Below are 14,589 nucleotides of genomic sequence, written 5' to 3' on the forward strand. Positions count from 1 at the left end.
GCATGATCCCTTGGCCGTCTTCCTATTTTTTCTGCTTTAATGATCAGTGGAATGAAACATTCACTGCTTGAACTTTTTCTTTATTCGTCGTCTCCTGAGAAATCAGGATCTGTTTTCTTCAGCAATGCCTGGATAGCTGTCAGGATAATCCAAAGTGTAAAGACGAAAATGATGGCTCCAAAGACAAACAGCAGCGTACTTGGCTGGTCTGCGTACCAAGCCCATTGGAGGAACACTTGCTGGAACATTGCCCAAAGTGTCATGAACATCAGGAAAATCATTGGAATGATGGTAATCATGTAATTGCGGCCAAGTTTTCGGAGCCAGATGGAAATCAGCAGCAAACTGATGCCCGCGAGCAGCTGATTGGCTGTACCGAATAACGGCCATAACAAGTAGCCGCCTGAACCAAAGCCGTTTGGCCCCTCAGGAAGAAGAACCAGTGCGGCACTTGCTCCAACAGCAATTGTTGTCGCAACATGCTTTTTCTCAAGGGATGGAATTTTGTATTCTACGCCCAATTCCGAAATGATATAGCGCATCAAGCGGACGGAAGTATCCAAAGTGGTGGCGGCAAATGAAACAACAATAATGGAAACAATCGTTGAAGCAACATCTGCAGGAATGAGCAAACCTTGAGCCAAGTTGGTAGCTCCTTCGATAAAGGCGCCCAGTCCAGCTCCGTTGGATGCCTGGAAACTGCTGTATGTCGCAAAAAACGATTCGCGGTCAGGGAACAAAGTAATAACGGCAATAATTGAAATCAGAGCCAAAACCCCTTCACCTACTGCTCCTAAATAACCGACAAAACGGGCATCGGTTTCTTTATCCAGCTGTTTTGAAGTAGTTCCGGACGATACCAAGCCATGGAAACCGGATATTGCTCCACAAGCAATGGTAATGAACAGCAACGGGAACCAGGAGATATCTGCATCTGGATTGGTTGCGGGTGCCGTAATTTCTGGATTGGTAAACAACAATCCAAGATAAAGAATACCAAGTCCTACAATTAATTGGTGCGAGTTGATAAAGTCACGCGGCTGGAGCAATTTCCATACCGGCAAGGTGGAGGCGATGTAAACGTAGATCATCAACACGATGATCCAGATAAAGAAAGCTGTTGAGATTGATCCCAGGCCAAATAGTCCCGCACCGTCTTCTCCGCCCATATATTGGACAAGATCGATTTGCAAAAAGCTCACTTGGCTGGCAACTACAGCAGTTATGTACATGACTGCCAAGGCGATAAGTGATGGAACGAGCATTTTCTTATTCTTCTTATAAACGGCATGACCAATCCAAATTGCCAATGGAATCTGGATGAATACCGGGATGACACTTGCCGGGTAGGAAATGAATAGGTTAGCGATAACCCATGCAAATACCGCGTTAACCATAAGAACCAAAATTAAAATAATAAACAGGAACAAGATTTTTCCTCGCTGGCCAATTAAACGGTGGGCAAGCGTTCCTACAGACTGCCCTTTGTTCCGGACTGACAGTACTAATGTTCCAAAATCATGGACACCTGCAGCAAAAACTGTACCGAGCACTACCCATAACACTGCAGGCAGCCAACCCCAATAAACAGCGATGGCTGGTCCTAAAATTGGGGCAGCTCCAGCAACGGAAGTAAAGTGATGCCCCCATAACACAAATTTGTTGGTAGGCACAAAATCCACGCCATCTTTAAAGCGATGCGCCGGCGTTACATAATTCGGATCTAGCCTGAAAATCTTTTCTGCTACAAATTTGGAATAAAAGCGGTACCCCAGTATAAAAATAAAAATTCCAATAGCGGCCAATGCAATGGCATTCACAACCCCAACCCCTTTTCCTATTTTTTGCAAGCGCTAACAAAGCACTTGTAGTTTAATCATAGAGGAGTGACACAATAATGTAAATGTTCTGATAAATTTTTCATTTATATTATAACGTCGTTTTAAAAGTCATGTTCCTTAAACTATTTTAATAGAAGAGGATGCAAAAAATCTCAGGCAACCATTTTCTGCACAGCTCTCTTGCCATTAAGATATGGAGCAACCCAGTGCTTCTTCTTTTTGCCGCGATAGAGGGACACTGATTTGCCAGAAGTGATTTGATGGCATATTACCAAATCAGGCTCACTCAAACAGCTTATTTATCTGTATTTATTTTCTGTTCATAGAGCTTCAGTTTAGTGTAAATGATTTCAAGAACCGGAACCGGTATCTCCAGTTCCTTAGCTCGAGCAAGCAAATAACCTTGCAAATGCTCGGCTTCTGTAGGCTGCAGCTTTTCAATATCTCGCTGCATTGATGATTTCATCCCCGCTGCCATGCTCTCGATTCGGCTTAGTTGCGTATCCGCAATTCCCGGTTGGATAGGAGCTCCCATTTTTTCCATAATTGCCGCAAGTTCCTGCAGAAGTACCTGAATCGTGCGCCTGCCTGTTTCAAGATCCCGTATCGGACCGATAGGCGATTCCATCATTGAAGTAATGCCTGACATCGCTGTGATAAACAGATATTTATGCCACATCTCCTGGTTGATGTTGTCGCTTTTGATAAATTCCGCCTTGGTTCCTGAAAAAGCCTGCTCCAGTTTTTCAATCCGTTCAGTTTTTTTGCCTGTCCGCTCTCCGTATATCAATTGATGAACAGGGCTTGTCTGAACAATTGTACCGTCCTCCGCTAAAGTCGTTTCGACAAAGCACAAGCCGCCAATGACTCTTTCTTCTCCGAATGCTCTAACCAGCGGCTGTAAATGCGAGATGCCGTTAAGTAAAGGCAAAATCATGGTATTCGGACCTGTGAATGGCTGAATATCCTCTATAGCATCCGCAAGCTGGTAGGATTTCGTGGAAACCAGCACGACATCAAACGGGGGGCTTTGTTCTTTTTTAGTGATCAGCTTTGGCTGCAGTTGGAGATCTCCGTATTTGCTTTGAATTTTCAGACCTGTCTGCTGCAGTTTTTTCTTTCTGCCTTCCCTTACCAAAAAAGTGACGTCCTCTCCTTTCTCCAGTAAGCGGCCGCCAAAGTATCCGCCAATCGCACCTGCTCCAACAATTAAAATTTTCATTCTTCCACTCCTCTTTTGTACTTTTCATATAGACTAATTTATGGTTTTAACACTAATTTGCCAATGGTTTTCCGCCCCTGCAACGATTGATGGGCCTTTGCAGCTTCTGCAAGTGGATAAGTAGCTCCAATTGTCAAAATCAGTTCTCCGCTCTTCATGTAGCCCAGTAATTCGCTGAAACTCCGTTGGAACAACTCCGGGTAGCGCATAATTTGAGGCAGGAAAAAGCCGATGACCGACTGATTTTTGCGCATCAACTGACCTGGGTTGAAAGTGGCTTGCTGCCCGCTCGCGGCTCCGAATATAACGAGCCTTCCAAATGGTGCGAGGCATTTCACGGTTTGATTGAAGACCTCGCCCCCCACCATCTCAAGTGCCAAGTCGACCCCTTTGCCATCAGTGATGGACTTTACTTTTTCGACCCATCCGTCTTCCGAATAGTTGACCAGATGGGTTGCCCCCATTTTTTGTGCATGAAACAGCTTTTCTTCTGTGCTGGCAGTGGCAATGATTTTTCCTGCGCCAAAAATTTTGGCTAATTGCACTGCAATAGCACCGACACCTCCTGCTGCGGCATGAATCAGCACCGTTTCTCCTTTTTCGAGGCGGCCCATGGTTTTTAAAATATGATAAGCACTCAGCCCCTGCAGCGGCAATGCAACCGCCTGATCAAAACCGACGCCTTCTGGAACTTCCGTCAGTACACTTTGGTCCACGGCCGCATATTCTGCATAGCCTGCAGAACCGATTAGCGCCACTACCCGATCGCCGGCTTTAAAATTCTCCACGTTTTCTCCGGCCTCAACAATCACGCCAGCGACTTCCGATCCCGGAATATAAGGCAGCTCGGTCGGCACCACATACTTTCCTTCACGCCTTGCTGTATCGGCATAATTGACGCCAATCGCCTTTACTTCAATAATGACTTCTGTAGCTGCCGGGTCCGGTTTCTCCGCTTCAACCAATTGCAGTACATCGGGACCACCATACTCTTCAAACTTTATAACTTTCATCACTGTCTCCTCCTAACAAATATAATGTTCCGCATCTATCAGTTTTTCAGCAATTTGCCGTTTCACTTTAATTAGCCCACCGCGCTGCAGCCGTACCAATTCTTTTGTCACAGCAGCCGTATTGAGATCCAATTGGTCTTCCGGAGAAGCTGCCTGCATCAATTTGCGCGCTGCCATTTCCACTTCCAATAGCGTATCGCCAGTCAACGCTTGCACCATAAGAAGTTTCTGTGCAGATTGCTCCTCTTTGTTTCTTTCTATCGCTTTTGCTGTTCTCATGACAGCAGATTCCAAAGCATATAATGCAATGGCGATATCGGCCAATGCCATTAGAACTTCCTGCTCTTCGCCCAATCCACTGCCGTACGATTCATAAGCGAGACCAATACTGAACAGAAAAATACGGCGTATCGCCTCTACTGCTTCCATTTCTATGGAAATCGGTCCATCAGCTATTTTGGGGGAAGACTTCATTTCTTTAATAGTTGAAGCCGCCAATTGAGGCAATGGCACCTTTCCTTTCGCTGCCTGTTTCAGTAGGTTTCCAGGTATCAGTAAACGGTTTACTTCATTTGTTCCTTCAAAAATCCGGTTGATCCGTGAATCCCGGTACATTTGCTCTACCTTGTATTCCTTGATAAAGCCATAGCCCCCGTGCAATTGCAGCGCTTCATCCGCTACAAAGTCCAGCGTCTCTGAGCCATGTACTTTGCAAACTGCGCATTCGACCGCATACTCCATCAGTTGTTTGGCGATTACGCCATGATCTTCCGACCCATAAAGGCTGCCAAGCGCGTCTTCCAGATACCCGGCAGTCCGGTATTGCAGAGATTCGGATGCATAAATCCGCAGCGCCATGTCAGCCAGTTTTTCCTGCGTCGCTGTAAATTCAGCAATCGCTTTGCCGAACTGGCGCCGCTCCTTGGTATACTTCAATGTCAGCTCCAGTCCGTATTTGGCTGCACCCATACAGGCAGAACCCAAGTTATAGCGTCCCAAGTTCAAGACATTCAACGCAATAACGTGGCCTTTTCCGATTTCGCCAAGCACATTCTCGACCGGAACTCTGCAGTCCTCGAAAATGACTGCCCGCGTGGAAGAACCTTTAATGCCCATCTTTTGTTCCTCGGGGCCAAGTGATAGGCCAGGGTGGTCTTTTTCAACGATAAAAGCCGTAAAGGCAGTGCCATCCACTTTTGCATAGACAATGAACGTATCTGAAAACTCGGCATTGGTAATGAACATTTTTGTTCCATTTAATAAGTAATGAGTGCCTGCTTCGTTCAATTTGGCAGTGGTCTTGGCTGACAAGGCATCCGATCCCGCTCCCGGTTCCGTCAGGCAGTAAGCTCCGATAAATTCACCGGAAGCCAGTTTCGGCAAATACTTGTCTTTTTGCTTCGCCGTCCCAAAGTAAGTGATTGGCAAAGTCGCAATGCATGTATGATTGGAATGCGCCACTCCGTAGCCTCCAGCTGACCCAAGCGACTCACCAACCAGCCCTTTGCTGATTTTGTCCAATCCCAGGCCCCCGTAAGCTTCCGGAACACTGTGCCCCAGCAAGCCCAGCTCACCAGCTTTTCCCAATAGCTCTTTAACCAATCCAAAATTTTGGTTTTCAATCTCTTCATTGTTCGGCCGGACTTCCTTCTCTAAAAAACGTTTCGCTGTTTTAGCGATCAACTGGTGCTCATCAGTGAAATCTTCTGGAGTAAAAAAGCCTTTGGACGGCTGGTACAAAAAAGCCGCTCCTTTGTATTCAGTCGTTTTAGTTTCCATGATGGCTCGCCTCCCTGATCAAATGTTTTTCCAGCTGCCGGCGGTTGGCATCAGGCAATGCTTCACTCCTTTGGGTTTTGAAATTGAAATAGATAGCGCTTGCCTGCCCTTTTGCAATCAGTTCCCCACTTTCTGCATCTTTAATTTCATGCTCCACCCGAAAACTTGAATTGCCGATTTTGCTGACTCCTGTTCGAACGCTCAGTTTTTGATTGTAGTAGCCTTGGCTGATAAAATCACAGGAAGCTGAAGCTAGAATTATTTTCCAATTTTTGATGTCGCGTCCAAAACCCAGTTCAGCGAAAAATTCAGTGCGCGCTTCTTCCAGGTAAATAAAGTAACTGACGTTGCTGATATGCCCCAATGCGTCTGTTTCACTAAAACGCACTTTTACTGGAATTTCATGTGCCATTTCTGTTTTCCTCCCGTCAGACGATGCCATTTAAAATCAAATCACTGTATATGCCAGCCAACCGATCCGCTGAAATTCCTCCAGTGGGATTAAACCATTGATAGCTCCAATTGGTAACGCCCAAGATGGCAAAAGCAATCATTTCAGGTTCAAGCCCTTGCCTAAATTCATGCTCGGCGATGCCGTCGCTTATTATCCTCTCAAGATTTTTCCGGAATTTCTCACGCTTTGCTTTTACTTCGACCGCATTCTCTTCGCAAAGATGGCGCATCTCCCTGAAGAACACTTTTCCGCTCGGTCCATGGTTTGCAATATCAGTAATCAATAACGCCACAAGCTCCTCCAGTTTTTTCCGGTTGCTAAGCTGGCTTTGCTGGATTTTCTGTTGGCGTTCCAGCAGATCATCGATATAGCCTAAATGGATGTCCATCAGCAGCTGCTCTTTGCTTGTAAAGTAATAGTAAAACGTTCCTTTGGTCACACCTAGAGCTTCGACAATATCTTGTATGGACGTTTCACTAAAACCTTTTTTCTCAAACAGAAGTATGCTTTGCTGTTTGATGCCTTGTTTCATGACTTTTCCCCGCCATTCGTTTTTCCGTAGTTTAAATCGCGTGCATGCCGCCGTCCACCACAATGACATCACCTGTTATGTAGTCAGAAGCCTTAGATGCCAGGAACAACGCCGTTCCTTTCAAATCTTCTTCTGTACCAAAGCGATTTAAAGGCGTCCGGGCCAGCAAGCCTTCCTGCCCTTTTTCCATTATTGCCTTTGACATTTTTGTCGGAAAGAAGCCGGGTGCGATGGCGTTAACGTTAATATTATGCTGCCCCCATTTGGCAGCGAGGTCTTTCGTAAACGTGATGACAGCCCCTTTGCTGGTGTTGTAGCCAATGGTATCCATGAGCGTCGGATCAATTCCTCCGAGCCCCGCAACTGATGAGATGTTGATGATTTTCCCGCTCTTTTGCTTGATCATTGCCTTTCCCACTTCCTGGCTCATCAGGAATGTGCCGGTCACATTTACATCCATGACTTTTTTCCAGGCATCCAAGGGCATGTCAACAACCGGAGCTCCCCATGTCGCACCTGAATTATTGACCAGGATATCAACGGAGCCAAATTTCTCGATTGTTAGTTGAACCACGTTTTCCACATCTTCCGGATTGGTGACGTCACAGGCCAGCGCAAGCGTGCCAATGCCCATTCCAACAAGCTTGTCAGCTGCCTCCTGGCAAGCCTCCACTTTGCGCGAACACAATACGACGTTCGCACCTGCTTCAGCAAAAGCCTCCGCCATCATAGCGCCAAGACCTCGTCCGCCTCCAGTGATGATTGCCGTCTTGCCCTCCAGCTTGAATAAATCCATTACGTTCATCTTCCATCCCCCTAATTGACCATTGAATTTCATACTAACTAGTTAGTATGTTCAGAATACTTAAACTTTATGTTACCGCTTTCATTTTTTTATTGCAAGAAGGGATTAGCTGAAACACCGCTTCCCCTTTCCCTTTGTCTATGATCAGCTGTTTAAAAAATCCGGAATTTGATGCAAGTCAATATTGCCTCCTGACAAAACGACTGCAACTTTTTCATTTGCCGCGCTAACCTTGCCGGACATCACCGCAGCCAAAGCAGTCGCTCCCGATGGTTCTACCAGCTGCTTCGTGCGCTCCAAAAGAAATTGAAACGCTTCTTTTATTTCCGTTTCCGAAACCAGGACCAGCTCATCCAAATGCTCTCTTAAAATCGGAAAAGTTAAATCACCGGGCTGCGAGGTCCGCAGTCCATCCGCAATGGTCGAGGTTCCAGAAATGGCTGTGATAATTCCTTTTTGAAGTGACAGAAACGTATCGTTTGCAGTCTCCGGTTCTACCCCAATCACACGGACTTCCGGTTTCAAGAACTTTACCGCACATAAAATTCCGCCGATCAAACCGCCTCCACCGACTGGCACGACAATGGCTCCAATGTCCGGCAACTGCTCTAAAATCTCCAGTCCGACAGTTCCTTGACCTGCAATAACGGCCGGATGATCGTACGGGGGAATGTATATGCCGGAATTGTCTTCAGCTAATTGCTTGGCTCTTGGTATCCGCTCAGCTGATGTCGTCCCGCAATATTCGACTTTAGCTCCGTAAGCTTTGATCGCTTCAACTTTTGCCCGGTTAGCGTCCTTCGGCACGACAATGGCTGCCGGAATTCCCAGCTGGCCTGCAATATAGGCTACGGCTTGGCCATGATTGCCAGACGATGCTGCTGTGATAAACCGTGCGCCTTCTGCCATCGCCTGCTTGACCGCGTTTGTTGCCCCCCGAATTTTGAATGAACCTGTTTTTTGAAGGTGCTCTGCTTTTAAAAAAATCTGCAGATCACATCGTTCGTTTAATAGGGATGACGTTATAATCGGGGTTTTATGGATAACGTTCTCGATTCTCTCCTGTGCCTTTCTCACATCTTCCAAACTGACCATCTTACTCGCTTCCTTTCTCGACTTTTTCTGTATGCTCCGTATCTTATCATACCCATATGAAGGAGTTTAATTATTCAGACAAATTTTATCGCATCTAAGTAGCTGCTCTCGATTTAGTTTCTTCTATAATGATGCTGATAGTGGATGCAAGTATTCAATCCACTCTCTTTCCTGTAGACTAAGATTTCAAATCCTTGAAAGGAGTGGAGACATTGTTGAAACGATTGGTGGTTACAGGCTACAAGCAACATGAACTTGGGATATTTGATGAAAAGAATCCAGGCATCCGCTTTATCAAAAAAGCATTGGAGAACCGGTTTCGCGCATTGCTTGATGAAGGGTTGGAATGGATTATTTTAAGTGGACAGCTCGGGGTCGAAACTTGGGCTGCAGAAGTGGTGATGGATATGAAAGAAGAGTTTCCGGAATTGAAATATGCCGTGCTGACACCTTTTCTGGAACAAGAAAAAAGATGGAACGAAACCAAACAGGAGCAATATCGTTTGATCCTCTCCAATGCGGATTTTCACCGCAGCTTGACCAGCAAACCATACGAAGCGCCCTGGCAGTTTATCGAAAAAAACAAGTTTTTTCTGCGCAATTCCGATGGCATTCTGATTGTCTATGACGAAGAAACCGATGGCTCACCGAAATTCATCAAAAAAGAAGCCGACCGTTACGCAGAAACCACGGATTACCAGGTTTTAACGATAACTGGCGACGACTTGCGTGTTGTGACAGAAGAAGAACAAATGAATGAATGGGACAATTAAGATCTTGCATATGCCTTTAGCCAGTTGACTATATGTAAGCTTTTAGGTAACCTTAACAACTATGTTAAAATAATTACATCAGGAGGAACTATGAAGAAAGCTTCGAAAGTCTTTTACATCACATTTGCATTGGTCATTTTAACTGTCGCTTTCGGCGTTATTGCGCCCGAAACCTTCGAAACTGCCACTGGAAACATCCGCAGCTATATCAACACCGCTTTTGGCTGGTATTATTTAATGATTATGGCCGTCCTGTTAATTTTTGTGGCCATCATCATGGTCAGCCCATATGGAAAAATCCGTCTAGGCAAAGACTCGGATCGCCCGGAGTTCTCGACGTTCAGTTGGATTTCCATGCTATTTTCAGCTGGAATGGGTATTGGCCTCGTATTTTATGGCGCCTCTGAACCCCTGTCCCACTTCGCTATCCAACCGGCAACAGCAGAGCTCGGTTCCGATGAAGCGTTCAAGGAATCTTTGCAGCGTTCTTACTACCATTGGGGCATCCATGTCTGGACCATGTATGGAATGGTCGCTTTGTCTTTAGCCTTTTTCCAATTCAGAAAAGGCCAACCTGCGTTAATTTCATCAACACTGAAGCCGATTTTCGGCGACAAAATGAACGGTCCTTTAGGAACGTTTGTTGACGTTCTTGCTGTTTTTGCTACAGTCTTTGGCGTAGCAACTTCACTCGGCTTTGGCGCTGCTCAAATTAATGGCGGAATTTCTTATCTATTCGGCGTCCCTCAGGAATACTGGGTACAGATGGTCATCATCGGCGTCGTAACGATCCTGTTCATCATTTCTGCATGGTCAGGACTGAACAAAGGTATCAAGTACCTGTCCAATGCCAATATGATTTTAGCCGTTATTTTACTTGTTCTGGTACTTATATTGGGTCCAACTCTTTTAATCTTGAATATGTTTACTGAAACTTTCGGGGAGTACATCCAGAATCTTATCAGCTTGAGTTTTCAGTCGGCTCCTCTGGATGCGGAAAACCGCAGCTGGCTTGATGGCTGGACCATCTTTTATTGGGCTTGGTGGATTTCTTGGGCGCCATTTGTCAGCATGTTCATTGCCCGTATTTCCAAAGGCCGTACCATCCGCGAGTTTTTAGCTGGCGTGGTACTGGCACCAACGATTTTTGGATCGATCTGGTTTGCCGCCTTTGGAACAACTGCCATCAATATTCAAAAAAGCGGCATCGATTTAACGGCTTTTCCCACTGAACAAACATTATTTGCGATGTTCAGCGAGCTACCTCTCGGATTCCTCATGTCAATTGTTGCAATTTTGCTCGTCAGCACCTTCTTTATTACATCAGCTGACTCTGCCACTTTTGTATTGGGGATGCAATCCACGCGCGGCTCACTATTGCCAAGCAACCAAATCAAAATTCTTTGGGGAATTGCCCAGTCGATGGTTGCTGCCATCCTGTTGTCGGTAGGCGGCTTGACGGCCGTGCAAAACACCATCATCATTGCGGCATTGCCTTTCTCCTTTGTCATCATCTTAATGGTGTTTGCGTTGTTCAAGGCTTTGAACCTGGAATTACAATTGATGAAGAATAAGAAATAACCAAAAGCCGCCTTCGGAAACATTCCCGAAGGCGGCTTTTCCCTTTTGATTAAAGAGGCAATGAGCGGGTATAGGATAACTAGACTATATCCTTTGGAGGTGCTCCGGAAATGCAGACAGAAACCAAAAAAATCATTCAGGAATCATTGAATGCGTTGCTTGAGAATGACTCATTCCTGCCAGATTTAACAGACCGCAAGCAGGCTTTCGCTTCACTGAGTGCCATTCTTTCCACTCCCGACAAAATACATAAATCTTTCTTAAGAGTTCCGCTCGACGATGGAAGCGTGGTGCGCATTCCTGCCTATCGCGCGCAGCATAATGATGCGATGGGCCCTTATAAAGGCGGCATCCGCTATCACGAAACTGTCAATGAAGAAGAAGTCATTAACTTGGCATTTTTAATGACCTTGAAAAACGCCTTGCATAAAGTGCCATTTGGCGGAGGCAAGGGCGGCATTGAAATCAATCCACGCGAATTTTCGGAAAAAGAGCTGAACTTAATTTCTAGAAAATATGTGCGGTATTTTGCGGATGTCATCGGTCCTGATAAAGATATTCCCGCACCAGACATGGGGTCAGGCGAACGCGAAATGGACTGGATGATGGCAGAATTTAAGAAAGTCCATCATGGCACCCCTTACCTCGGAAGCTTTACAGGAAAAAGTGTCGTTAACGGCGGTTCTCTTGGAAGACGGGAAGCAACTGGAAAAGGGGTTTATTTCACATTCCGTTACTTGCTGCATGATTATGTGAAAGCGAATGAACAGCTGCTGGCCAACAGTGACAACCTTTTCGCCAAGACTACATTGTCTCTCTATGACCGTCCGTTGACGATGGCCGTTCAGGGCTTTGGAAACGTCGGCTCTGTTGCAGCTCTGGAAGCTTATAATTGTCCTTTGATCAACCACAAAATCGTAGCCGTCAGTGACCGCAACATCACCTTATTCAACGAAGATGGCTTAGACATTCCCGCATTGATCGAATTTACCAAAACCAGCCGCGGCGATCTTCCATCAACAGAGCAGCACCTACAAAGTGCCGGCATCAAAGCTGAAATAAAAGAACGGGACAGCCTCGTCACATTGCCTGTCGATGTCCTTCTCCTGGCAGCATTGGAAAACCAAATCCACGAAGGAAATATGAAGGATATCCAGGCGCGCATCATTGTCGAAGGAGCGAATGCTCCGACTACTGCAGAAGCTGATGAATACTTGAATGAACAGGGAGTTGTCATCATCCCGGATATTTTGGCAAATGCCGGAGGAGTCATCGTCTCTTATTTCGAATGGCTGCAAGGCCGTGAGACGCAGTTCTATACAGAAAAAGAAGTCTACCGGTTATTGATTGAGAAAATGCAGGAAACGATGGACATGATCCTCCCGCAATATTACGGAGATCCATATGCCCTTCGCCAAAACTGCTTTATCCATTCCGTCATGCGATTATCGACGGTGATTTACCGGCAAGGCAAGCTTTACTAAGAAAAGCGAAAGCGCCCATGTAGCTCTGACAGGCATAAGACGCACTGGCGAAGCGGCATTCTTTGCCGCACAGCGCGAAAAGTGAAAGTGCCTGTCCAGCTCTGACAGGTGTAAGACGATTTGGCGAAGCGGCATGTTTCCAGCCGCGCAGCCAAAGTGGCTTACGTCCCGAAGAGCTGGGCGCTGGAGTCTGGACAATAAGTGAAGAATTAAAAATCATATTCTTTATTTTATCAATGAAAAAGCGCAGCCTTTTAACGGGCTGCGCTTTTTTACATTTCAGACGTTCGCCGCTGATGGGAAATGCTGTACGCATCATGCCGGAAGTTCAGGATCCGGTCTTCCGAACATTCAATGCCTTCTGTCATAAGCGTCGGGTCATACATAATCCCATCTGCTTCTGGTGCTTCTTCTATGATTTCCAAATAACCAATTGTCAGCTTTTCACGATCTTTTGGCCACTCTTTTGTCGGGTCATCAGTGGGATCACCTGGCTGTCCCAGTACCACGTCCAACCGGAACTTGACCGGTGCTCTTGCTACACGGTCTTCAATGTCCGCTTCGAAGAAACCGATCGGCAAGGCAACCGCATCGAGCGGCGATAAGGTCGCTACGCCACTTTCCGGTTCCCAAAGATACTTGATCGGCTGCCGCTGCCCTTCTTGATTGATGAAATAAAATGCATGGACCGAATGGTATTGCCCCGTTGCAAAACTCGCTGGCGCCTGCATTTTCCGGATGTTGGCAATCATTGCTCCGCTTTCCGGATAATCCGCCAGCAAGCCTGCCAGTTCCGTTAAACTCGGTTTGCCTTTCTTAAATGACTTGACGACGCCAAGCATCTCCGTAAAAACTTCAGGTATTTTAGCAAAGAAAATGGGAGACGTGACACCTACAATATTGGTTGCTTCTCCGCTTGGCAGCTGGAATTGGACTGCCATTCCTTTGACTGGAGACATTGCATCGGCCCATGTCGGATTTGGAGAAAAATGCGAAAAACGCACCATTGCTCCGCTTTCGCTTTTTTGAAAATGTGGAGCAGCCGTCAAATGGCTGGCAGAGCCGTTCGCCGTAAAACGCGCCTTATAGCTCTTCCCTCTCGCATGAGCTCTCCGGTAACCCGTATACGTACCAAAAACCTTTTCAATCTGATCAATAGCCGTTTTTGCCATTTTATCCATTTACAATCACCTCTTATACTGTTTCTTACCCTTTTTCGCATCCTTTAACTATTTAATGCTGATCTGCATACAGCCACCAGTAGAGAGTCGCTGCCAATCCGATCAAGCCTGTGAAAAAAACCGCAAAAAAACTACTGAGTCCAAGTACCGCTCCTGTCCCGGCTATTCCGCTGAATAGCGCTGGAACTGCCCAAGGAAAAAATGCTCCATAGCCCGCTGCTGCGATCACTTGAGCCAGCACCACCATAAACAGGATGAAACCAATTGGTGCCAGATAGCCTCTGCTATAACAGGCCACAAAAGCAGGTGGTGTGCTTAATGTTGAGGTGAGGATGGTCGTAACCAATAAGACAAAACCACCATCCAACACAGCCTCCATGGACCATGCAGGCAGCTTGATGAAGAATCCAATAATGACCCCAATAATGACAACATACGCACCCAAAAGGAAGTTGGTTATAAATACTGCTAGAAATTTCGCCATGACAATGCTCAGTCGATGCAAAGGCAATGTCAGCAAATCCTTGATTGTGCGATCTGCGTATTCTCTGCCAAATACCCAGCTCGTCACAAAGCCGAAAACTAAAATTCCGCCAACTGCAATAATTTGGGCCAGCATACTCAGATAGGTGGGCCAATCCGCCAATCCAAATAGTTGTGCTTTATCCCCAATCAAGCCTGAACTTTTTGCGAACTCTGGATTTTTTAAGACGAATATAAAAAATCCAGCCATCAAAGGGGCCGCTGTAAAGACTGCCAAGGTAATCCAGATCATTTTAGATTTCCTAATCTTTAAGCCCTCTACTCCCACTGCCGTAAAAAAGCCCAT

Annotated in this window: 13 protein-coding genes; 3 read left to right on the top strand and 10 right to left on the bottom strand. The window is 46.1% G+C overall.

Annotated elements, in window-relative coordinates; translation table 11 throughout:
• Window positions 1-80 precede the first annotated feature (80 nt).
• The 8 genes from QOZ98_RS12745 to QOZ98_RS12780 all read right to left on the bottom strand — a co-directional run bounded on the left by QOZ98_RS12745 (window position 81) and on the right by QOZ98_RS12780 (window position 8,741).
• On the bottom strand, window positions 81-1,820 hold the full coding sequence (locus tag QOZ98_RS12745; protein WP_308787802.1) for a carbon starvation CstA family protein: 1,740 nt from the start codon (window positions 1,818-1,820) through the stop codon (window positions 81-83).
• A 316-nt stretch (window positions 1,821-2,136) separates the two neighbouring features.
• A complete protein-coding gene (locus QOZ98_RS12750) occupies window positions 2,137-3,063 on the bottom strand; it encodes a ketopantoate reductase family protein (protein ID WP_308787803.1) in 927 nt (308 codons plus the stop codon).
• Window positions 3,064-3,101: 38 nt separating this feature from the next.
• Window positions 3,102-4,076 (bottom strand): quinone oxidoreductase family protein, encoded by a 975-nt coding sequence (locus tag QOZ98_RS12755; protein ID WP_308787804.1) that lies wholly within the window; start codon window positions 4,074-4,076, stop codon window positions 3,102-3,104.
• A gap of 12 nt (window positions 4,077-4,088) precedes the next feature.
• Window positions 4,089-5,855, bottom strand: a complete 1,767-nt coding sequence (locus QOZ98_RS12760) for an acyl-CoA dehydrogenase family protein (protein WP_308787805.1) — start codon at window positions 5,853-5,855, stop codon at window positions 4,089-4,091.
• Complete coding sequence (locus tag QOZ98_RS12765) at window positions 5,845-6,267, bottom strand: acyl-CoA thioesterase (protein WP_308787806.1); 423 nt, start codon at window positions 6,265-6,267, stop codon at window positions 5,845-5,847. Before QOZ98_RS12765 ends, QOZ98_RS12760 begins: the two co-directional genes overlap by 11 nt.
• Before the next feature lie 16 nt (window positions 6,268-6,283).
• Window positions 6,284-6,841, bottom strand: coding sequence for a TetR/AcrR family transcriptional regulator (locus QOZ98_RS12770; RefSeq protein WP_308787807.1), 558 nt, complete (start codon window positions 6,839-6,841; stop codon window positions 6,284-6,286).
• A gap of 31 nt (window positions 6,842-6,872) precedes the next feature.
• Window positions 6,873-7,646 (bottom strand): SDR family oxidoreductase, encoded by a 774-nt coding sequence (locus tag QOZ98_RS12775; RefSeq protein WP_308787808.1) that lies wholly within the window; start codon window positions 7,644-7,646, stop codon window positions 6,873-6,875.
• A 144-nt stretch (window positions 7,647-7,790) separates the two neighbouring features.
• The gene (locus tag QOZ98_RS12780; RefSeq protein WP_308787809.1) at window positions 7,791-8,741 is read right to left on the bottom strand and encodes a threonine ammonia-lyase; all 951 of its coding nucleotides are present in this window, start codon (window positions 8,739-8,741) and stop codon (window positions 7,791-7,793) included.
• A 212-nt stretch (window positions 8,742-8,953) separates the two neighbouring features.
• Between QOZ98_RS12780 and QOZ98_RS12785 the strand changes: the two genes are divergently transcribed.
• From QOZ98_RS12785 to QOZ98_RS12795, 3 genes are all read left to right on the top strand, one after another.
• Window positions 8,954-9,514, top strand: coding sequence for a DUF1273 domain-containing protein (locus QOZ98_RS12785; RefSeq protein WP_308787810.1), 561 nt, complete (start codon window positions 8,954-8,956; stop codon window positions 9,512-9,514).
• Between the two features lie 90 nt (window positions 9,515-9,604).
• On the top strand, window positions 9,605-11,095 hold the full coding sequence (locus tag QOZ98_RS12790; protein WP_308787811.1) for a glycine betaine uptake BCCT transporter: 1,491 nt from the start codon (window positions 9,605-9,607) through the stop codon (window positions 11,093-11,095).
• A 110-nt stretch (window positions 11,096-11,205) separates the two neighbouring features.
• A complete protein-coding gene (locus tag QOZ98_RS12795) occupies window positions 11,206-12,579 on the top strand; it encodes a Glu/Leu/Phe/Val family dehydrogenase (RefSeq protein ID WP_308787812.1) in 1,374 nt (457 codons plus the stop codon).
• 272 nt (window positions 12,580-12,851) lie between these two features.
• On the opposite strand, the gene QOZ98_RS12800 is transcribed toward QOZ98_RS12795, so the two are convergent.
• Complete coding sequence (locus QOZ98_RS12800; RefSeq protein ID WP_308787813.1) at window positions 12,852-13,760, bottom strand: catalase family peroxidase; 909 nt, start codon at window positions 13,758-13,760, stop codon at window positions 12,852-12,854.
• A gap of 52 nt (window positions 13,761-13,812) precedes the next feature.
• Entirely contained in the window at window positions 13,813-14,589 is a 777-nt protein-coding gene (locus tag QOZ98_RS12805) for an ABC transporter permease (RefSeq protein ID WP_308787814.1), read from the bottom strand.

Source organism: Planomicrobium stackebrandtii (assembly GCF_030814955.1).
Lineage (GTDB): Bacteria > Bacillota > Bacilli > Bacillales_A > Planococcaceae > Planococcus > Planococcus stackebrandtii.